This window comes from Algoriphagus sp. 4150, from assembly GCF_031457395.1.
Classification (GTDB): domain Bacteria; phylum Bacteroidota; class Bacteroidia; order Cytophagales; family Cyclobacteriaceae; genus Algoriphagus.
On the sequence record NZ_JAVDWS010000006.1, the window covers coordinates 59651 to 79735 of the forward strand.

The window sequence follows — 20085 nt, forward strand, 5'->3', positions numbered from 1 at the left end:
ATTGGCGACTTAATCAGTTTACCAATTGTTTACTTGTCGGTGAGCTTTCTAAACTGACGGAAGAAAGCCGCAATGGTTTCTATTCCAATAAAGTAATTTTTCACACCATAATGCTCATTGGGCGAATGCAATGCATCCGTATCCAGTCCAAACCCAAATAAAATCGGATCAGAACCCAATTCTTTCTGGAACAAGGCAACGATAGGAATAGATCCACCTTCACGCGTAGGAATTGGTCTTTTGCCAAAAGTTTCCTCCATCGCAGCTTCAGCAGCTCTGTAACCAACGGAAGAATCCGAAACTACAGCAGGCGCACCGCCGTGATGCGCTTTGACCTTCACCTTCACGGATTTCGGAGCTATGGATTTGAAGTAATTTTCAAAAAGCTCAGAGATCTCATGCCAATCCTGATCGGGAACAAGTCTCATAGAGATTTTAGCATGCGCCTTGGACGGAAGCACCGTTTTGGCACCTTCGCCGATATAGCCTCCCCATATTCCATTTACATCAAGAGTCGGGCGAATCCCTACACGCTCGATGGTGGTGTAGTCTTTTTCTCCATGTACCTCTTCGATATCCAGTTTATCCCGGTATTCATTTAGATCAAACGGAGCCTCATTAAGCCTTTCACGTTGCGCAGCCGTAAGCTCCTGCACCTTGTCGTAAAAGCCCGGAATGGTAATGTGATCATTTTCATCTTTCATGGACGCAATCATGTCACAAAGGACATTGATCGGATTGGCTACAGCTCCGCCGTAAGTACCGGAATGAAGATCACGATTGGACCCGGTAACTTCCACTTCCATGTATGCCATCCCGCGAAGTCCAACTGTGATGGAAGGATCCTGCATGGAAATCATATGCGTATCTGAGATCAGAATGACATCAGCCTTGAGTTTCTCTTTGTTTTCGATGACAAATTTGTCAAGATTGTCCGAACCGACTTCCTCTTCCCCTTCGATCATGAATTTGACATTGCAAGGCAAATCTCCTGAAGCCATCATTGCCTCAAAAGCCTTCACATACATGTAAAACTGCCCCTTGTCATCTGCAGATCCACGGGCGAAAATCGCTCCCTCGGGATGGATTTTGGTCTTTTTGATGACGGGCTCAAAAGGAGGTGAATCCCATAGTTCATAAGGATCGGCAGGCTGCACATCGTAATGTCCATATACCAAAACCGTCTGCAAAGCAGGGTCAACAATCTTCTCTCCATAAACAATCGGATAACCTTTGGTTTGGCAGATTTCCACTACATCGGCACCTGCTTTTTCCAGGCTTTCTTTTACGAAATTGGCTGCTGCAAAAACATCATCTTTAAATTTCGGGTCAGCACTTACTGATGGAATTCGGAGTAAATCCAACAACTCATTGAGAAAGCGATCTTTATTATCACGTATAAAATCGTTTACAGCCATATATTTGGGGATTATTTGGTAAAGGGTTCAAAATTATCCTTTTCAGCAGGAAAAGCCTATTTTGAAGAAGGTTAATTAGAGCATGAAGGATCTGCTGAAAACGCTAAAAGATAGCTAGAACAATGTGCCTGAGATCATTGGATAATTTATACAGGAATTGGCAAAGGATCTAAGAATTTCCATTGTGTTAGGTATAGTCCGGAAACATCACGTACCATAGAATTAAAGAGAGTGTCTCCTAAGTAGGTTTTCTTGTCAGGCTGAGTAAGAAAAATTTAAGATTTACAAATGAATAATGACGGAAAGTGATGTAGAAATAAAGTTGGGTCACCCTGAGTACCTGACCGACGAGAGTCGGGAAGTACGAAGGGTCCTCGTTCCTTCAGACTCCCGTCTTCCGGGTGCTCGGACTGACACAACATTTGCATGCTTTTTTGAATTCCGTCATTGGTAGCGAAGTCGAAGCCTTTTATGTGCTAATTAAGCCCATTTCGACTTTCATGCCTTTGGCAGACTGGCGCTCAACCTGCCTGACGGCAGTCAGGTGTGACAATCATGAGTTATGAGACAGTCTTTAATTGTTTTAGTGATCAAGAAACTGCTTTTACGTTCACTTCAATATTGCCTCGGGTAGCCTTGGAATAAGGGCAAACTTGATGCGCTGCATCCACGAGTTTTTGAGCTTCTTCCAATGAAGAGGCATGAGGGATTTTTACAAAAATATCCACAGCCAGACCGAAATTACCGGGACCGTAATTCCCCAAATGTACCTTAGTGGTAATCTCAGAGCCCCGTAGACTGGTTTTGCCAGCTACAGCGCCCAGCGCTCCGCCGAAACAAGCTGCGTACCCAGCTGCAAAAAGTTGCTCAGGATTAGTCTTTCCTCCTTCTCCCCCTATTTCATGCGGCATCGCAACATCAAAATCCAGAAGGCCATCATCGGTTTTCACATGGCCTTTTCTGCCTCCGGTATTTATTGCTGTTGCGGTATAGTCAATCTTTAGTTTTTCCATTCCTATTGAGATTTTTTAAGTGTTTCAATACCTGCTAACAAATTTGTCAGGGATTGGTTTAACTCCGGCAAATGTAATTCTGATTTTGCAACGAACTTTTCATCTAAGGCACCTAGAGCTTCTTGAACCTTTGCCTGAAGAGATTTGCCGGGATAGGTTAACTCTATGTGAACAGTTCTTTCGTCAGCTTCTCCTCTCTGTCTTTTCACATAGTGCATAGCTTCAAGTTTTTTCAACAAGGGAGTCAGCGTACCGGAATCAAGGTAAAGTCTCTTCCCTATTTCATTTACCTTCAGCCCATCTTCTTCCCACAGTACCGAAAGCACAAGGAACTGTGGATAAGTCAGGCTTAGCTCATTCAAAGAATTCTGGATAAGTTGGATCAACAATCTGGAACTTGAATAAAGGGACAGGGAAAGCTGGTGAATTTGCGACATGGGAATATTATTAAGATTTTATACAATTTAACTGTATAATCTTAACATAACAATTAATAATACCTGCCAATCAGCGCATTATCAACTATTTCTTTTTTCAATTCATTGGCATCAATGGTACCGGGAACCCGATAGGCGATCTCTCCTCCCGGTTCTATCAGCAAAGTAATAGGCAAACTGCCATCCCAATCTTTCCCCACTACTTCGATTACCTTATACTTGTCTTCTGTATCCATAATATAGTTTGGAAGTGCAGAGGACTTCCCCTTTAAGAATTTCAGTGCTTTGTCTGATTGCCCGGGACTATCCATACTGATGGAGACAAACTGAAAATCCCGCTCTCCGTACATGCGCTGAATCGTGACGAACTCCGGATATTCTATAATGCAGGGACCACACCAAGTAGCCCAGAAATTGACCAGGAGCAATTCATCTGTATCGTTTTTCAGAAGATCAGCCAAACCATCAGGCGATAGCTTTTCGATTGTCACCTCTTTCTCTTCCCATGCTTTATTGGTTTTGATGGTGTACTCGTTTTTCCAAGCCCACTTCATCGAGCATCCGAAAGCCGGGGTTTGTGCCTCTGATTCGGGAAGACTTCTCCCTTCCAATGTCATATCAATTGCTTTTCGCAGATCTTCTCCATTGGCAGTGCCGGGTTTTTCGGAAGCATCTATTCTTCCCGAGTAGCTGAGCTTTCTCTCTTTATCAAAAACAAATACATGCGGTGTGGCCGTAGGTCCATAGGCCAATGAGAACTCATGTGTGTCTCCGTCATAGAGGTACGGGAAATTGTAGGACTTATCCCCAGCCCGGATTTTCATCTCCTCAAATGTGTCACTGAGATCGGTATAGCCCAATTCTTCCGGAAGAATTCCGATGGGACTATTGGAGGAAATCGCCACAAAAGCTACTTTTTTTCCGCTGTAATCATTTACCACATCGATAAATCTATCCTCATACGCTTGGGCCGTAGGACAGTGATTGCAGGTAAAGTTGATGACAAGTACATCTGCATCGGAATAATCCTCCAGCTTGTGATAGCTATCGTCTATTCCCGGCAGATTGAAAGGAGGAGCTGCATCCCCTATAGCCAATTTCCCCACAGGCTTCTCCTCCACCAAGACAGGATTAGCTACAAATACTGTAGCGGGAGCTTTCTCTGCCCCTATTTCTATGTTTTCTTTGGGTGCACTTGTGCACTGCATCAATAAAAAAGCCGCTCCCACGAGAGCCTCAAATAAAAAGATAAATTTCAATTTAGAATTCATAGGTTATCGAGTTAGGGTTTAACCCGAAATATGCATTAGCAATTCTATTACAGCCATTAATTGCTTCAAAATCAGTCACTGCGTTGCAGTTTTCGACTTCACCATAGCGGTGCTATGCCTCAGTCTCCAAACAGCCTGATTTTCTTGCAAGTAATGTCCTCATAACGAAACCTAATGCATAATCCGGGTTTGATGGGTTTATGGGATTTACAATAAACCAAGTAGGACTTCGAACTGTAAAGACATGCGTTGCCCATGGTTGTGCCTTGTGGGAAAATATATGTTCTATTTCCAATCCCGACATAAAATACTGATTTTTCGATACTTACAAAAATATCCAAAGACCTATTTGACAATTGGTATTTGGTAATGAAAAGTTTGACAAGAAACTCTTTGCAGGATTTTTTACTTTAGATGCTGAGAAGCCTTATCCTATGACTATCCAACAACTCGAATACCTTCTTGCCGTCGACAAGCACCGTCATTTTGGCCATGCCGCAGAAAGCTGTTTTGTAACTCAACCCACCTTGAGCGCCCAGCTCAGCAAGCTGGAACGGGATCTGGATGTCATCCTTTTTGATCGGAGTAAAATGCCGGTGATCCCCACAGAAATGGGGGTACAGATAATCGAGCAGGCTAAAAAGGTGGTTTCCGAGAGCAAGGGTATTTTTGAATTGGTAGCTCATCTGAAAGGAGACATCTCGGGCGTGATCAAGCTGGGAATCATCCCAACACTTGCACCTTATTTACTGCACCTCTTCATTCGGAAGTTTCTGGAGAAGTATCCCCATGTGAAGCTGGAAGTACAGGAAATGGTAACCGAAGAAGTGGTGAAAAAGCTGAAAAATGATGAGCTGGATCTGGGAATAGTAGTAACTCCTCTACACGAGGCGGGGATTGTGGAAAAACCGATGTTTTATGAGAAGTTTTTCGCCTACCTATCCAAAGACCATCCTTTGCTGAAAGAGAATGTTTTCCATCCTGAGAAAGTGATTAAGGAAGATTTTTGGGTGTTGCAGCAAGGTCACTGCTTCCGTGATCAGGTCATCAATCTCTGTGACCCTAGTCTGAGCGGTCCCAAGAATTTCCATTACGAAAGCGGATCCCTTGAGGGATTGAAGAATATGGTGAATCGATACAAAGGCGTGACTCTATTGCCAGAACTTGCGACGATGGAACTTTCAGACGAAGAGAAAACAAGACTGCGCCCATTTGATGGAATTTCACCAATGCGGGAAGTGAGCATTATATTAAACCGAAGTTTCCTCAAACAAAAGCTAGTAGAGTTGCTGTACAAAGAAATTACCGATTCTATTCCTCAGGAGATGACCTCTAAGGCTCACGGCAAAGTAGTACGGTTCAAGTAAGTTTATCTCTTGGTGAGAATATAATGATCCGCCAAGTCGCCGGTGATTATATTTCCTTCCATATCGAGCTGCCAAATCCGATTTTCGCCCACTTTATATTGTGTGGGACCTTGAGCTACTTTTTCCAGCGTGATAATAGAGCCAGTTTCATCCCAAGTAAAGGATCCGGTGTTTTCTTCCTCAAGCGCATCATTTCTACCTAAGTAGTTGGTTACAATCTTATAGGTGAGATCTGAGTTAAGTATAAGGGTGGTTTCTATTCCCTCACAACTGGCGCAAGGCACAGTGCCCTTGTAGGTTCCATTCCAATCCAACGAGGTAGCAGAATTGTCTGAAGTATACGGCTGGCCTTCCTCTGCCGTGATTTCTTCCTGATTGTCAGCTTTTTCTTCCGAAGAAGAACAGGAAGTAACAAATGCCAGTGAAGCAATAAGACTGAGTAGGAGTATGGTTTTGTTCATGATGCTACAGTTCTGTTCGACTCAAAAATACCAAGAATCAGGCTGATTACAGCACTTTTGCATATTTTTAGCCCGTTAAAGTGGGTAGCTGGTAGCATGACACAAGTAACAAGAAGGGAACGTACTTAGACTCATATTACTGCGCTATTGCTGTTATCGTGATAGTGGAAATCAAGTCTCTTTTGAGATACTTTGCACGGATATAATCTTCCTGTGAAGCTTCAATGTTTCCCAATTGACGATTTGCAGTAGCGCGCAATTCAAAAAGCAAATACGAATATTGGTCCCCAGCAATGAGTTCATTTAGTTTTTCAAGTGCTTTTTCATCATCCCCTTTCTCCAGTAGTTTTTCAACTTGCTTTCTTTCCCACACAATATCATGTGTTTTTTTACCTATTTGAAAACTGAAGTGGAAAAGGTATTTTTTATCAAAAGGTCTGCCATCAAGATATTTAGTTTTCCACTTGTCTTGTAATGCGCGCATAGCATTGATAACAACATCTGTTAACCGATCATCAGGCGACTCAATCAGAAACAAGCTGTCAATTTTGCCCAGCTCATCAATTTTTGCTGAGATCAAAACAATTCCTTGAATTCCTGTCTGTCGTATCGTTGCCGAATAAGTCAGATTCTGACTCAGGATCTGATTTATTTCTCTCTCAAATTTATTCTCTTGTGCTACCCCCATGAAAGAAATAAAAAATATGAAAGCTGCTGACAATAAAAGTCTCTTATTCATTGATATTCTCTTTAAATATTCCAAAATGCCAGAGATTTCCCGCCGGATCGTGAAGGAAAAACTCATTTCCCCAGTCGTTGCGTTGGATAGTACTGAGTTTGGTACCGGGAAATTTATCCGGTAGTCCCAAAACTTTGATTGCTTCCCAATAGGACTCCAGATCATTATCTATTTCGAGGAAAACCATCGAATTTTCACACCAGGATTTCAAGTAATAATCCTGCAGGTAGAATGCTATATTTTCCCTCACAGTCACCACAGCCATTTTTTCGCCCACCGATTGCACTTTAAAGCCCAGCACCTCGTAGAAGCGGATACTTTCAGCATAATCCTTTGCTCCGATAAAAGTTCTGATAGACTTAGCGGGATGTTTCATACGCCGAATTGGGTGAGATGGTGATCAAGATGCTTATAGAAGAGGCTGTTCCACTCCTGAGCTGTAAGCGGACCAAAGGAAAGAGATTCTTTTCCTTCAAAATACGGAATGCCTAAGTCGCGTGTTTTTTCCAAATAGCCTATCAATCGAGCCTTTTCCGTTTCGAAATCTTTGCGCTCCTCAATGATAAAAGCAGGAGCTGTGCGCGCGTTTCTTGGATAAGGCTTATCGTTTACCACTCCATTTTTCACGAAAGTCTTCAATATAAATCTCATAAGCCAATTAGGCTTGGGGTGCTTATCTGTATAGACCATCTCATAAGCTACAGAGCAATGCGCCATCATTTGATCTACCCGCATAATCCCCCATCGGGGTGTGGTCTCGGGTGTAAGCTCATTTATACGATCTATCAGCTCTTGTGTAATCTGAGGATGAAAAATATTCTTCATAATTAATAGCTCATTGAATTAAACCCAAATTAGTCAATGTCCTGTAAATCACACAAATTTTATATATTCATTTGGTTTATAATATAAACCAATTTATAATTGTGTAAACTTAATCAAAATGGAAAAAAACTTGACTAGTACCGAATCGCTGGCGATTATCACTGAGATGATTTCAAAGGCCAAACGGGAGACTTCCGGTGACGGCAGTTTCCAGCTCTTGCTGTGGGGATGGGCAGTATCCCTGTGCAACTTGGGACAATATATTTTGCAAAAATTAGAAATAGAGCAACCCTACTTAATTTGGTGGGCATTGGCACCTGTTATTTTTTTCAGTGTCCGATGGGGCTATCTAAAAGCTAAAAAAAGCCAAGTCAAATCGCATTTGGGAATGATGGTCGGCCATATCTGGATCGCAGTTTGCATTGCTATTTTCATAGTACTCAGTGCCATGCCCGTACTTGGATTCAACCACAATCCAGTGATTCTCCTGCTAATAGCTATAGGAATGTACACCACCTCACGCATCATCCGTGCGCCCATTTATGCCTACGGTGCGGTAATTTTAGGTATTGGGGCTATTATTGCATTCCAATTACCCATAATCGAACAAAACCTAGTGGCTGCCATAGCAATTATATTAGGCTATTTGGTTCCGGGATATTATCTGAAAAACAGCTACCGTGAGCGAGTTTAAACCCTTAGATCCTCTTTTACATTCCCAATTAAGACTGGCAGTGATGTCACTTCTGATCAGTGTGGAAGAGGCAGATTTTACCTTCTTAAAAGAGAAAACCGAATCCACTGCCGGAAATCTCAGTGTTCAGCTGGACAAACTCGAAAAAGCGGGATACTTGGAAATTGTGAAATCATTTCGCGGAAAACGCCCCTTGACTACTGCAAAAATTACCGCACATGGAATCAGGGCATTTGAAGAATATGTCCAAGCACTCAAAAATTACATTTCCTAAAAAAATTTGAAATTATAGTTTACAACATAAACCAATTTACATCATGAAAAAATTACTAGTATTCTGCTTGATTTGTCTGCCGCTATTCACCGAGGCGCAGAATTATGAAACGAATGTAGAGGCTCAAAAAGAAATTCGGAGAATCGGGTTTCTAGTAGGAGAATGGGAAGGCACCGGGTGGATAATGAATCAAAGCAGGGAAAAATTGACCTTTGAACAAACAGAAAAAGTCAGTTTGAAACTCAATGACACCGCGTTATTAATTGAGGGGCAAGGCACTTCGGATGGAAATATTGTCCATAACGCACTCGCGATAGTCACTATGGCAGAAGGCAGTGGACAATATAAGTTCAGCTCTTTTCTACAGAGCAATCAGCAGGGAACATATAAAGCTGAACTACTGGACAACGTGTTTTACTGGTATCCTGTAGAGAACGTCCGGTATGTAATCACGATTAATGACCAAGGGCAATGGCATGAAATCGGAGAAGCAAATTCCGGAGGTACCTGGTATAAGTTTTTTGAGATGACGCTGAATAAGAAATAGAATTCGGATTAAATTTCCGCCATTCACTTTTTTGCAAGTAATTTTGGATCTTACCTCACAACAGATATTCGGCTGGAATTAAATATAGGACTTAAAACAAAAAGGCCTGCCGCCACCGGCGGGCTACTTTCATACTTTTACAACAAGGAATTATTAGCTAAGAATGAAAAAAATACTAATGATTGCAGTGATGTCTTTGTTTCTATCGCAGGGATATGCTCAAAAAAACGCAAAGAAGGTATTGTTCGTGATTCTGGATGGGATTCCAGCAGATGTTCTCGATACCGTGGCGACTCCCAATATTGACAAGATCATCGCTGAGGGAGGATTTGCTCTAGCCACTATGGGTGGGGAAGTTGGAGGATATTCTGAGACTCCGACTATCTCAGCCGTAGGATACAATTCCTTGCTTACCGGAGTCTGGGCGAATAAACACAATGTTTGGGGAAATGACATAGAAGCACCAAACTATAATTATTGGACGATTTTCCGGATGCTGAAGGAAGCAGACCCTACCAAGAAAACAGCGATATTTTCTACCTGGCTGGACAATAGAACCAAATTGGCGGGAGCAAATTTACCGGAAACCGGAAACCTTGCCTTTGACTACTATTTTGATGGGATGGAGTTGGACAGCTTGAATTTCCCGCATGGGAATGATAAACTTTATATCCACAAAATCGACGAAGCAGTGTCCAAAGAAGCCGCACGCTATATCTCAGCCGAAGCCCCAGACCTATCTTGGATGTATCTGGAATATACTGACGATATGGGGCATGGCTATGGCAACAGTCCCCAAATGATCGATGGAGTACAAAAAGCAGATATTCAGATAGGAAGAGTTTGGGAAGCCATTCAGCACAGACAAAAGAACCATCAGGAAGATTGGCTGATCATCGTCACTACAGATCACGGTCGGGAAGATGATGGCTTTGGACATGGTGGCCAATCGGATCGTGAACGAAGAATCTGGATTGTAACAAACTCTAAAGAGACAAATACATACTTCCTACAAGAACCTAAAATGGTGGATATACTGCCTTCCATGGCTTATCACTTAGGTTTGACTATACCGAAAAAGATTGCGCTGGAGCTTGATGGAACACCTTTTATCGGTCCCGTGGAGGCAAGTAATCTTAACGCTAAATTGGAAAATGGTGAGATCCGAATGAATTGGAAATCATTATCACCAGGGCAAACAGGAAGGGTTTGGCTTTCCACTACAAACCATTTTAAGACCGGCGGTCTGGACAATTATTGGCTTGTTGGCGAAGTTGATTTGGCAGATGGAAACAAGACGTTTTCTCTTAATGGAACACAGTCAGAGATCTTTAAAGTAGTGCTTGAAACCCCGTCAGGATATCTCAATTATTGGGTGGTAAACAAGGAGAAATAGTATATTAAGACATTAAAAAAGGGTTAAACAAACTTTCATAAGTCTGTTTAACCCTTTTTGATAAGTTATAGAACAACAGAAATCTAATCCAGTATCACTTTTTCCCGCTTCGGATATTTTACTTCATACTGGAGTTTGAGTTCTTGATGGGCACCGGGCTGTAGCGTTATAGTCCATGTTACTTTTCCTGTTTGTGGATCCAGTTTCCCTCCGGAAAGCGCCAATGTCCCTACAGTGATCTCGGAATTCACCGAAACAGGGATCTGGTCCTCTACATTGACCGTGACTGCCTGAGACTTGTTGTTTTTCACCGTGATCTTATATTCGCGGCTTTCAGTGATATTGGATCCTATTGCCTTCTTTTTGGAGAATTCATCATTTTTCTCCCGCTTGATCACTATGCTTCTGTCTCTCCCCATAGAAATCCCAAGCGTATCTTGAAAGGAAGAGGCATCCAAAATTGATCTTCCTACAAAACCCTCCTCAAAGTACAAGTTGCTCTCCCCCTCCAGCAAACTGTATTTGCTCCAATCCGCTATCTCGGCAATCAAGAAAGCATCATTATCCAACTTAGGAACCACCGAGTACCTGTAGGAAGCATCCACTTGATAGTTTTTCAGATCCACCAAGGTTTTCTCACCGTTCGATTTGATTGAATAGGGTTCGGCAACTTCGATTTCTACGGTAGTTTGGTTTTCTACCAGGGTGGTTTGCAAGGGGCTTGCTGCCACAGCATCAGACGAATTCAGTCCTCTAACCCTTGCAACTGCCCCAGTCATTGATCTCTTTTGCTCAACAGCATAACCCACCACTACAACTTCTTCAAGAGCCTGAGTATCCTCCTCAAGTGAAATATTTACTTTGGGTGAATTAATGGCAACTTCTTTAGACTGAAAACCAATGAAGGAAGCACTCAATCGGCTAGCGCCGGAAGGTAAAGTCAGCGAATAATTTCCCTCCAAATCAGACACCGTTCCTATCGTGGTGCCGACTACCATGACATTAGCTCCGGGAAGAGGATCGCCATCGGAACTGCCGGTAACACGTCCGGAAACGGATCCAAAAGTCTGGGTTCTGGGATTGAAGATGGTCAATCTGGCGAAATTCAACTCCCACTTTTCCAGATTGGGAATTTGACCTCCTTGATTGGGATTGCCATTGGAAAATCTCAGTTTGACATTCTTCCAGTCCACGCCCGTGTTCTGGTAAACTTCCGCTTTGTACGTAAGTGAAAGCGGAGAACTCACATCTTTCACCCTAACGTCATACTTGGGATACCAGCCTGCATTGGCGACTAGGTAGTTGATTTCAAAATTTGCACTGCCCGCCCGGTCTGCCTTCAGCCGAATCCGGATTTCAGAGGTAGATTCATTTGAAGAGGCTTGCATCGCAGTGATTTGATTGCCCAGCTTATTTATTTCGCTGTTTTCCTCTTGCATATTCGCTTGGATTTTCAACTCCTCTGCTTTGATCTTCATCAGTTCAGCATCGTAAAAATCCATAGCCTGCTTCAATTCTGTGAGACTTGAGCCATTCTGAGTTCCTCCTATATTTTTATTGGCGTTCAGCAAGCCTACCTTTTCCTTCAATACTTCGAGTCTCGCCGACTCCCTACTTTGATTTCTCTGTATGGCCAAGATAGAGTCCTGAAGCGCTTTGACTTTTTCTCCATACTTCTGCTCTGATAGATAGTCCAAGCGCTTATTTACCGCCTGGATTGTAAAATCACCCACCCCTTTCACCTGTATGCTCTTTTCATCGACATAAGGCGAAAGTCCTTTGATCACGATAAATGACTCACCTGCAGCTATTTGCCCGGTAGAAGTCTCAAAGATTTGAGCGCCTGAGAGAAATACGGTTACTTCTTGGATTTCAGACTTGAATATGGACTCTTTGATTTCTTGACAAAAGCTGAAAAATGAAACCAAAAACAAGGTGAGCAAAAGAGAAATTTTTTTCATGTGATTATAATTGTTTTTCAGTGGTCACATGGAATCTCGCAGGGTTTATAATCATCCCAGTGTGTGACTTTTGAGTCATGCTCGATTTCATGTGTCGGGAGTTGAGTTTATAAAGTGAAAAATTTAACGGCTAATAAAATCACTTGTTCTTAAAGAATCTAAATTTTAGAATGTAATCTAACGGATTTACAACTTTATTCCCCCGAGTGTAAGCAGCATTATTAACTTTGCAGGCTTAACTATCAACTGCTTCTTCCTTTTTGCTGAATGACGATCACACAGAGTATAATTATTGCTATCATCGAAGGCTTGACTGAATTTTTGCCGGTTTCTTCCACAGGACATATGATTTTGGCATCAGCTGCCATGAATATCCATGACGATGAATTTGTAAAGACATTCGAAATCTTTATACAGCTAGGTGCCATACTTGCAATCGCGCTGATGTATATCAAACGGTTTTTTCAAGGTATCAACATCTACCTCAAATTATTCGCAGCATTTGTACCGACTGCAATCATAGGATTGCTGGCTTACGATTACATCAAAGCTTATTTATTTAACCCGATTGTGGTATCCGTGTCCCTGATTGTAGGGGGGATAATTTTGATTTTTATTGACAAAAAAGTGGTTAACTCCGAAACTAAGCTGGTCGAAGTGGAAGAAATAACTTATAAAAATGCTTTTTTTATCGGGCTATTCCAGTGTCTTTCCATGGTGCCCGGCACTTCCAGGGCAGCGGCGACTATCATCGGAGGAGTGTTCAATGGCTTGGACAAAAAACAGGCAACTGAATTTTCCTTTCTTTTGGCCGTACCTACCATGATGGCAGCCTCAGGTTATGACTTATTGAAAACCGATCTAGCCTTCACCAACCATCAATTATCTCTTTTGGGAATTGGGACATTGGTGGCATTTATCTCTGCTTGGTTTGCGGTGAAAGTATTCTTGAAATTCGTCTCAACCCATGGATTCACAGCTTTTGGTTACTATAGAATTGTTATCGGGATTCTGTTTCTAATCTTTATGTGGGGAACAGATTTGGGATAATCCTCCAATCTGCACTAGGTGATATAAATATTGAGTCTAACAACTAGAAGCCCGATTAGTAACTTAATCGGGCTTCTGGTTTTTTTAGGCTATGCAGTTTGTCCGGCATGCTTTCCTTCCCGGAATTCCTCTACCATCTTCTTATTGAATGCGGGCAAGTCTTTCGGACTTCGGGAAGTGACCAATCCACTGTCAACGACGACCTCTTCATCCACCCAATTCGCTCCGGAATTTTCCAGATCTTTCCTTATTGATGCAAATGAAGTCATTGTACGTCCCGTGGTAACTTCCGCTTCTATAAGCATCTGAGGACCATGACAAATCGCAGCAACAGGCTTATGATCTTCGAAAAAACTCCGTACAAAATCCACTGAAGTAAGGTCTCTTCTCAATAGATCAGGGTTTATCACACCTCCCGGCAGCAATAACGCATCAAAATCTTTTGCACTCACTTGGTCCACCTGTGAATCCACCTTAATCTTATCACTCCAATTTCCGTCCTTCCAGCCTTTGATATGATCATTCTCCGGAGAAATTACAAATACTTCTGCCCCTTCTTTCTCAAGGGCACGTTTTGGTTCTACAAGTTCTGATTCTTCAAATCCATTCGTAGCAAGTATAGCTACGCGAACATCTTTTAATAAACTCATGATATTTGTGGTTAAGTTGGCAATTGCCATCTCAGTGAGAAAGCAGCTTCGGTTTAGAAGCACTATCAAATTCACCAACACTGTTCCAAAGAATAAATCTTGCCTAAATGCCGTTACGACAGGACTGTGACTTTAGCGTATCTGCACTGTTTCCACAATCTGAGCATTCTGTGCTCGTAATCGGGAAAAGGAAAGCGAAGTAACACTAAGACGAAGAATCACCTGCATCTAACAATCTACCACACATTTTCCCATGGAATCCACGCATGGAATAGGACTGCAAGTCATCCAAGAGCTAGACAAACAAGATAAAGTGCAAAAAAAGGCCACTTCAAATCCGAAACGGCCCTGTAAACTTCTGGCAGAATTATCTTTTTCTCCGCAATAAAGCTACTAAGATCAGTACAAACAATGCTCCACCGACTACCCAAGCCCATGGTTGCTGATACCATTCTTTTTTACCGATATTGATATCTATATCCAATCCGCCATCTTGAGCAAAAGCTGCGACCGTAAAGAACATAGTCATTAAAACTAAAAACCCACTTTGCGGGTACTTTTTCAATTGATCTTTCATGGTTAGTTTGTGTTTATTTGAACCTGATATTATAAGTCGCAGCTACACCGACAGTCTGAATATCTGCCGCATTGTCAGAAGTGAAGACTTGGTTGTAAAAAGCGAAAATATTCCAATCGTAATTGTGATATCCTACTTGCGGACGGATGTAAAAGCCTCCGTTACCTCCAATGTCTCCTGTCAAAAAAGTGTACCCCACATCAGTGCCCACGAAGAATCCTGAAGGCTCGGGATAATATCTAAACATAACGCCTAGCGGTATGGCACCAAAATTTTCAAAATCACCTTTTACAAAATACTGTGTATAGCCGGTAGCCACACCAAGACCAAAATTATCCGTGCGCATAAATTGTCCCGCTACGTCAAGCCCAAAAGCAAAAGATGAATAATCTCCGATATCCCCTACAGGAACTCCCAAATTAAGGCCTAATTTCAACCAAGAATTGTCTTCGTTAATATCCTCAATATCCCGGGTGGTCTGGGCATAAGTGGCAAAAACTGCCATCATTAAGGTTAGTGATAAGAGTAGCTTTTTCATAATTGGTTTTGTTTCCACTTCTAGAGCCAAACCGGATGCCACGAAGGCACTACGCTCTTTTGGCATGTCAAAACCTCTTATAAAATACATTTTAACAGCTTTTCACATCCTTAAAAGTGAAAAGAAGGAAAAAAGCAAACCCAAAACCTATACCCGATAATGGGGAACAACCTCCCCGATAGAGCCAATCCTCCAGTCTGCTATTCCAGTTTCCGCCAATCTTTTGGCGTCATTTCAGTAAGACTTTTAAATGTTTTGTTGAAATGTGACAAGGTCTGAAAACCTACTTGGTACGAAATCTCCGATATCCCCATATCAGTCTCCAGAAGTAACTTCTTGGCTTCGGTGATTCTCAGTTGCTGAACATATTGTGTAAAAGTCCTTCTGGTCCTCAGCTTGAAAAATCTGCAAAATGCTTCCTTACTCATAAATGCCTGCGCGGCTACTTCCTCCAAAGTGATCTGTCGAGTGCTATTGTCTAGGATAAATCTCATCACCTGATCCATTCTGCGTCCATCCCGCTCAGTCATCGTTCTGTTTACAGGAATTCTATTCAGCGCCTGCAATTCCTCGGAGGTAAAATCCAGCAGACTTAAAATAGCCAAGCTCTGCTGAAGTTTGGTTATTCCCGAAGAATCATCAAAGCCGCTAATTAAATCTGCAATTTTCTCCCGAATGGTCCCCTTCAATTGAAAGCATCCGTTGATTTTCTCACTGATCTTGGCCAGCTCGTGGAATTCCTCCACCTCCTCCAGTGCACTCCCCAAAGCCTGAAAGTCAAAGAATATAGTATTGCCCGCTACAGCCAGCTCACTCTCTTCTCTAAAATAATCCACATCACTACGAAAAACGTGCGGTATATTTTCACCTAATAGGTACACTTCTCCAGGCTCAAATCTACCCACATAATCTCCCACAAGAAGTTGCCCCTTCCCTTCCAAAATCAGAGTCAACTGAGCCTGAGGATGCTGATGAAGTTTATTGTAAAAGTACTTCCCTCTATCTTCTTGGTACTGAATGAACGTTCTTTCAGATTTGGGAATCTGAAAAGATATTACTTTACTCATAGATCAAAATAGGCTTGAATTATTAAATATCCCCAATTATAAACATTATTTGATCAATATAGAGTCACTAATTACTAAAAGAAAGCTTTCATACACCTAATTCATCGTATAATTTTGAAAGAAAAAAACTATGAACTGGAAAGGTGTATTCCCCGCTGTGACAACTAAGTTCCATGCTGACGGAAGTTTGGACATGGATCTATTTTTCAAAAACATTGACTTCCAATTGGAATCCGGAGTTCACGGAATCATCTTGGGCGGTACACTAGGCGAAAGCTCTGTGCTTTCCCAAGAAGAAAAAATCACCCTGACTAGGGAAACGGTGAAGTATCTGGAGGGCAAAGTTCCTGTCATTTTAAACATCGCCGAAGGAGCCACACAGGACGCATTATTTTGGGCCGCCAAAGCCAAAGAGCTCGGAGCTGCAGGCTTGATGATTTTGCCTCCAATGAGATATGCCGCAGATGCGAGAGAAGTGGTAGCTTACTTCAAAGCTGTCGCCAATAGCACTGATCTTCCGATTATGATCTATAACAATCCTATAGACTATAAGACACTGGTGACCTTGGATATGTTTGCTGAGCTCGTAGAATGTGAAAACATCCAGGCAATTAAGGAGTCAACCCGTGATATCTCGAATGTAACCCGTATGCGCAATCGCTTTGGTGATCGATTCAAACTGCTTTGTGGTGTAGACACCTTGGCTATGGAAGAATTGGTAATGGGTGCGGACGGATGGGTAGCCGGATTGGTGTGTGCTTTTCCGAAAGAAACTGTTACAATTTTCAACTTAGTGAATGAGGGCAAAAACGAAGAAGCAAGAGAAATCTACCGTTGGTTCTTGCCACTGTTGGAACTTGACATTCATCCTAAGCTGGTTCAATACATCAAACTTGCCGAGCAACATTGCGGTATCGGGTCTGAGCACGTGAGAGCTCCGAGACTTACATTGATCGGGGAAGAGCGGGCCCGTGTTGAGAAAATCATTACCGACGGAATAGCCAACAGACCTAAGCTGTAACCGCATGGGATAATGGCATTTGTCTTGCACCTTTTTCCTATCTTCAACTTATCAATCTTTTAAACTCACAAAACCTATGATCGATCAAATTTTCAACGCCGCAACCGAGGCTTTCCTTCAGTACAAAAATGTGCCGGCAAATCGCAAAGCGGATTTTTTAGATAAAATCGCAGAAATACTGGAAGCAAATAGATCTCAAATAGTACCTGTGGCTGTAAAAGAATCCAATCTTCCCGAAGGAAGAATCAATGGAGAATTGGGAAGAACAACCGGCCAGATCAAACTCTTCGCCACTATGGTAAGAGAGGGAAGCTGGCTGGAAGCAACCATAGACCCGGGAGATCCACAAAGATCCCCCATGCCTAAAGCCGATATAAGAAAAATGCTTATTCCCATCGGACCTGTGGTTGTATTCGGTGCAAGCAATTTCCCTCTCGCATTCTCTACAGCAGGAGGCGACACCATTTCTGCTCTGGCGGCAGGTTGCCCGGTTATATACAAAGCTCATCCTGCCCATCCGGAGACTTCGCGCTTGGTGGCAGAATGTATTCATAAGGCTGTCATCAGCTCAGATTTGCACGAAGGAGTATTCATCCACGTAGAAGGGGGAATCGAAATCGGTCAGGCATTGGTTCAGCACCCGCTGGCAAAAGCCGTAGCATTCACCGGATCCCATGCAGGAGGAAAAGCACTTTTCGATCTGGCAAGCAAGCGTGAGGAGCCTATCCCGGTATATGCCGAAATGGGCTCAGTGAACCCGGTGTTCACTTTTCCCGGCAAACTTGAAAATGAGCTGGTGCCACTTGCCCAATCCTATGTGAATTCTCTTACTATGGGTGCCGGACAGTTCTGCACCAATCCGGGTTTGATCTTTGTGCCAAGCACACATGCTACAGCATTTGAAGCAGCAGTAGCTCAAGAAATCAAGGATATCGCAGGCTCTCCCATGCTCCATCCGGGCATCGCCAAAGCCTACTATGAATCCATAGAATACTACCAAACGCGGCAAGAGCTCAAGTGGATCAAAGTGGCAGACCCAAAGCATCTTATCAATGGCAGCCCTGCTCTGGCAGAGATCAAAGCTGCGGATTGGCTTGCTGATGATGTCTTCCAAAAAGAAGTTTTCGGTGCATTTGCACTTATGATAGTGTATGATTCTCCCAATGAATTGATAGAAGTTGCCAAAAAACTTCATGGTCAATTGACAATCACCATCTGGGGGGATGTTCCCGAACTGAAGCAAAACGCAGCACTGATCAATCTTCTGGAAGAAAAATGCGGAAGATTGCTTTTCCAAGGAGTTCCGACTGGGGTAGAAGTAGGCTATGCCATGCAGCATGGCGGGCCGTATCCGTCTACTACAGACTCAAGGTCCACTTCAGTAGGTGCAGGTGCGATCAAGCGATTTGCCCGCCCAATTGCGTTCCAGGATATGCATCCTGATTTGCTTCCGGACGCTTTGAAGAATGAAAACCCAATGAAGATTGTAAGACAGGTGAACGGGAAGTTTACTGTAGAAAAAATTTAGTGGTTTACAGCTTGCGAATGACGATTTACGGGATTTTAATGCTCTTCAATCACAATTGATCAAGAATATGTCCCAGTTTCAAACGCAATGTAATCTTACCACATTAGTACTTAATTTTCCAATATTTCAATCCGCCACGGCGGACAAGTAATTCCAATCTTGAATTAGTTCATGCCAACAAGACACACTTTCTCCTGCATTGATGCCCATACCTGTGGCAATCCTGTGCGGGTAGTTTCGGGGGGAGTTCCCTTTTTACAGGGAAAAAACATGCTGGAAAAGCGCCAATACTTCTTGGACAATTTAGACTGGATCAGGACGGGATTGATGTTTGAGCCAAGGGGTCACGACATGATGTCCGGTTCGATGCTTTTCCCACCCCATAATCCTGAAAATGATGTAGCCGTGCTCTTTATCGAAACCAGCGGTTGCCTGGCAATGTGTGGGCATGGAACTATTGGCACAGTAACTATAGCGATCGAGGAAGGATTGATTTATCCCAAGGTTCCCGGAAAGCTGAGACTGGAAACTCCGGCCGGATTGGTACTGGTGGAATACAAGCAAGAAGGGAAAAAGGTCAAATCCGTAAAGCTGACAAATGTAAAAAGTTTTCTGGCTGCGGAAGGATTGGAAATAGAATCCGATGAATTGGGAAAATTGACAGTAGACGTAGCCTATGGAGGCAATTTCTACTGCATCGTGGATCCACAGGATAATTTTCCCGGATTGGAGCATTACAAAGCTGAGCAATTGATTGCTATGGCGCGTTCGCTTCGCCGGAAGATGAATGAGAACTATGAGTTTGTGCACCCTGAGCATCCTGAGATCAAAGGGCTTTCGCATGTACTTTGGACAGGCAAAACACTCGATCCTACCAGCACCGCCAGAAATGCGGTATTCTATGGAGACAAGGCAATCGACCGCTCGCCATGTGGCACCGGCACTTCGGCCAGACTGGCACAGTGGTATGCCAAAGGGCTGTTGAAACCGGGAGAAGACTTCATCCATGAGAGCTTCATCGGGTCTAAATTCATAGGCAGAATCGAAGAGGAAACCGAAATTGCCGGCAAACCTGCCATTATTCCAAGTATAGAAGGCTGGGCAAAAGTCTATGGATACAACACAATAATTCTCGATGACGACGATCCGTACGTACATGGATTCCAAGTGATTTGAGAAACAAGAAAAAAGAGTCAAGAACCAAGTATGTTCTTCCTCTACATCTTGTCTCTCGGTTCTAAAATCTTGATT

22 protein-coding genes are annotated in these 20085 nt (G+C 42.8%); 9 read left to right on the top strand and 13 right to left on the bottom strand.

All coding sequences use genetic code 11. The features are described 5' to 3' along the window. Nucleotides 1-29: 29 nt before the first annotated feature. From J2X69_RS10365 to J2X69_RS10380, 4 genes are all read right to left on the bottom strand, one after another. A complete protein-coding gene (locus J2X69_RS10365) occupies nt 30-1418 on the bottom strand; it encodes a dipeptidase (protein ID WP_310102648.1) in 1389 nt (462 codons plus the stop codon). Between the two features lie 590 nt (nt 1419-2008). Beyond that, entirely contained in the window at nt 2009-2431 is a 423-nt protein-coding gene (locus J2X69_RS10370) for an organic hydroperoxide resistance protein (RefSeq protein ID WP_310102651.1), read from the bottom strand. A gap of 2 nt (nt 2432-2433) precedes the next feature. Continuing rightward, nucleotides 2434-2868: a MarR family transcriptional regulator gene (locus J2X69_RS10375; protein WP_310102657.1), complete on the bottom strand. Its 435-nt coding sequence runs from the start codon at nt 2866-2868 to the stop codon at nt 2434-2436. 53 nt (nt 2869-2921) lie between these two features. Continuing rightward, a complete protein-coding gene (locus tag J2X69_RS10380; protein WP_310102660.1) occupies nt 2922-4139 on the bottom strand; it encodes a redoxin domain-containing protein in 1218 nt (405 codons plus the stop codon). A gap of 434 nt (nt 4140-4573) precedes the next feature. On the opposite strand from J2X69_RS10380, the gene J2X69_RS10385 reads away from it, so the two are divergent. Further along, nucleotides 4574-5506 carry a LysR substrate-binding domain-containing protein gene (locus J2X69_RS10385; protein ID WP_310102664.1) on the top strand — a complete coding sequence of 311 codons (933 nt, stop codon included), beginning with the start codon at nt 4574-4576 and terminating at the stop codon, nt 5504-5506. A gap of 2 nt (nt 5507-5508) precedes the next feature. Here the strand turns inward: J2X69_RS10385 and J2X69_RS10390 are convergent, their stop codons facing one another. The 4 genes from J2X69_RS10390 to J2X69_RS10405 all read right to left on the bottom strand — a co-directional run bounded on the left by J2X69_RS10390 (nt 5509) and on the right by J2X69_RS10405 (nt 7531). Next, entirely contained in the window at nt 5509-5967 is a 459-nt protein-coding gene (locus tag J2X69_RS10390; protein WP_310102667.1) for a copper resistance protein NlpE, read from the bottom strand. Between the two features lie 136 nt (nt 5968-6103). Further along, nucleotides 6104-6730 carry an energy transducer TonB gene (locus J2X69_RS10395; RefSeq protein WP_310102670.1) on the bottom strand — a complete coding sequence of 209 codons (627 nt, stop codon included), beginning with the start codon at nt 6728-6730 and terminating at the stop codon, nt 6104-6106. Continuing rightward, nucleotides 6699-7082: a glyoxalase gene (locus J2X69_RS10400; RefSeq protein WP_310102673.1), complete on the bottom strand. Its 384-nt coding sequence runs from the start codon at nt 7080-7082 to the stop codon at nt 6699-6701. The genes J2X69_RS10395 and J2X69_RS10400 overlap by 32 nt, the downstream gene beginning before the upstream one ends. After that, nucleotides 7079-7531: a DUF1569 domain-containing protein gene (locus J2X69_RS10405; RefSeq protein ID WP_192347066.1), complete on the bottom strand. Its 453-nt coding sequence runs from the start codon at nt 7529-7531 to the stop codon at nt 7079-7081. The genes J2X69_RS10400 and J2X69_RS10405 overlap by 4 nt, the downstream gene beginning before the upstream one ends. Before the next feature lie 118 nt (nt 7532-7649). On the opposite strand from J2X69_RS10405, the gene J2X69_RS10410 reads away from it, so the two are divergent. The 4 genes from J2X69_RS10410 (at nt 7650) to J2X69_RS10425 (ending at nt 10442) form a co-directional block, all read left to right on the top strand. Then, nucleotides 7650-8225 (top strand): hypothetical protein, encoded by a 576-nt coding sequence (locus tag J2X69_RS10410; RefSeq protein ID WP_310102678.1) that lies wholly within the window; start codon nt 7650-7652, stop codon nt 8223-8225. Continuing rightward, nucleotides 8212-8499: a transcriptional regulator gene (locus J2X69_RS10415; protein WP_310102680.1), complete on the top strand. Its 288-nt coding sequence runs from the start codon at nt 8212-8214 to the stop codon at nt 8497-8499. The genes J2X69_RS10410 and J2X69_RS10415 overlap by 14 nt, the downstream gene beginning before the upstream one ends. A 43-nt stretch (nt 8500-8542) precedes the next feature. After that, the gene (locus J2X69_RS10420) at nt 8543-9046 is read left to right on the top strand and encodes a hypothetical protein (RefSeq protein ID WP_310102682.1); all 504 of its coding nucleotides are present in this window, start codon (nt 8543-8545) and stop codon (nt 9044-9046) included. Nucleotides 9047-9209: 163 nt separating this feature from the next. Beyond that, nucleotides 9210-10442, top strand: coding sequence for an alkaline phosphatase family protein (locus J2X69_RS10425; protein WP_310102686.1), 1233 nt, complete (start codon nt 9210-9212; stop codon nt 10440-10442). Between the two features lie 83 nt (nt 10443-10525). Here J2X69_RS10425 and J2X69_RS10430 read toward each other — a convergent pair whose 3' ends face one another. Then, a complete protein-coding gene (locus tag J2X69_RS10430; protein ID WP_310102688.1) occupies nt 10526-12403 on the bottom strand; it encodes a mucoidy inhibitor MuiA family protein in 1878 nt (625 codons plus the stop codon). 267 nt (nt 12404-12670) lie between these two features. On the opposite strand from J2X69_RS10430, the gene J2X69_RS10435 reads away from it, so the two are divergent. Beyond that, nucleotides 12671-13453 (top strand): undecaprenyl-diphosphate phosphatase, encoded by a 783-nt coding sequence (locus J2X69_RS10435; RefSeq protein WP_310102691.1) that lies wholly within the window; start codon nt 12671-12673, stop codon nt 13451-13453. An 89-nt stretch (nt 13454-13542) separates the two neighbouring features. Here the strand turns inward: J2X69_RS10435 and J2X69_RS10440 are convergent, their stop codons facing one another. The 4 genes from J2X69_RS10440 to J2X69_RS10455 form a co-directional block, all read right to left on the bottom strand. Then, on the bottom strand, nt 13543-14103 hold the full coding sequence (locus tag J2X69_RS10440) for a type 1 glutamine amidotransferase domain-containing protein (protein ID WP_310102693.1): 561 nt from the start codon (nt 14101-14103) through the stop codon (nt 13543-13545). A gap of 367 nt (nt 14104-14470) precedes the next feature. After that, the gene (locus J2X69_RS10445) at nt 14471-14680 is read right to left on the bottom strand and encodes a hypothetical protein (protein WP_310102695.1); all 210 of its coding nucleotides are present in this window, start codon (nt 14678-14680) and stop codon (nt 14471-14473) included. Between the two features lie 13 nt (nt 14681-14693). Continuing rightward, a complete protein-coding gene (locus J2X69_RS10450; RefSeq protein WP_310102697.1) occupies nt 14694-15308 on the bottom strand; it encodes a hypothetical protein in 615 nt (204 codons plus the stop codon). Between the two features lie 110 nt (nt 15309-15418). Then, a complete protein-coding gene (locus J2X69_RS10455) occupies nt 15419-16285 on the bottom strand; it encodes an AraC family transcriptional regulator (protein ID WP_310102699.1) in 867 nt (288 codons plus the stop codon). Nucleotides 16286-16415: 130 nt separating this feature from the next. Here J2X69_RS10455 and J2X69_RS10460 point away from each other — a divergent pair, with 130 nt between their 5' ends. The 3 genes from J2X69_RS10460 (at nt 16416) to J2X69_RS10470 (ending at nt 20010) form a co-directional block, all read left to right on the top strand. Beyond that, entirely contained in the window at nt 16416-17306 is an 891-nt protein-coding gene (locus J2X69_RS10460) for a dihydrodipicolinate synthase family protein (protein WP_310102701.1), read from the top strand. 76 nt (nt 17307-17382) lie between these two features. Beyond that, on the top strand, nt 17383-18834 hold the full coding sequence (locus J2X69_RS10465) for an aldehyde dehydrogenase (NADP(+)) (protein WP_310102703.1): 1452 nt from the start codon (nt 17383-17385) through the stop codon (nt 18832-18834). Nucleotides 18835-19005: 171 nt separating this feature from the next. Continuing rightward, complete coding sequence (locus tag J2X69_RS10470; RefSeq protein ID WP_310102706.1) at nt 19006-20010, top strand: 4-hydroxyproline epimerase; 1005 nt, start codon at nt 19006-19008, stop codon at nt 20008-20010. Nucleotides 20011-20085 lie beyond the last annotated feature (75 nt).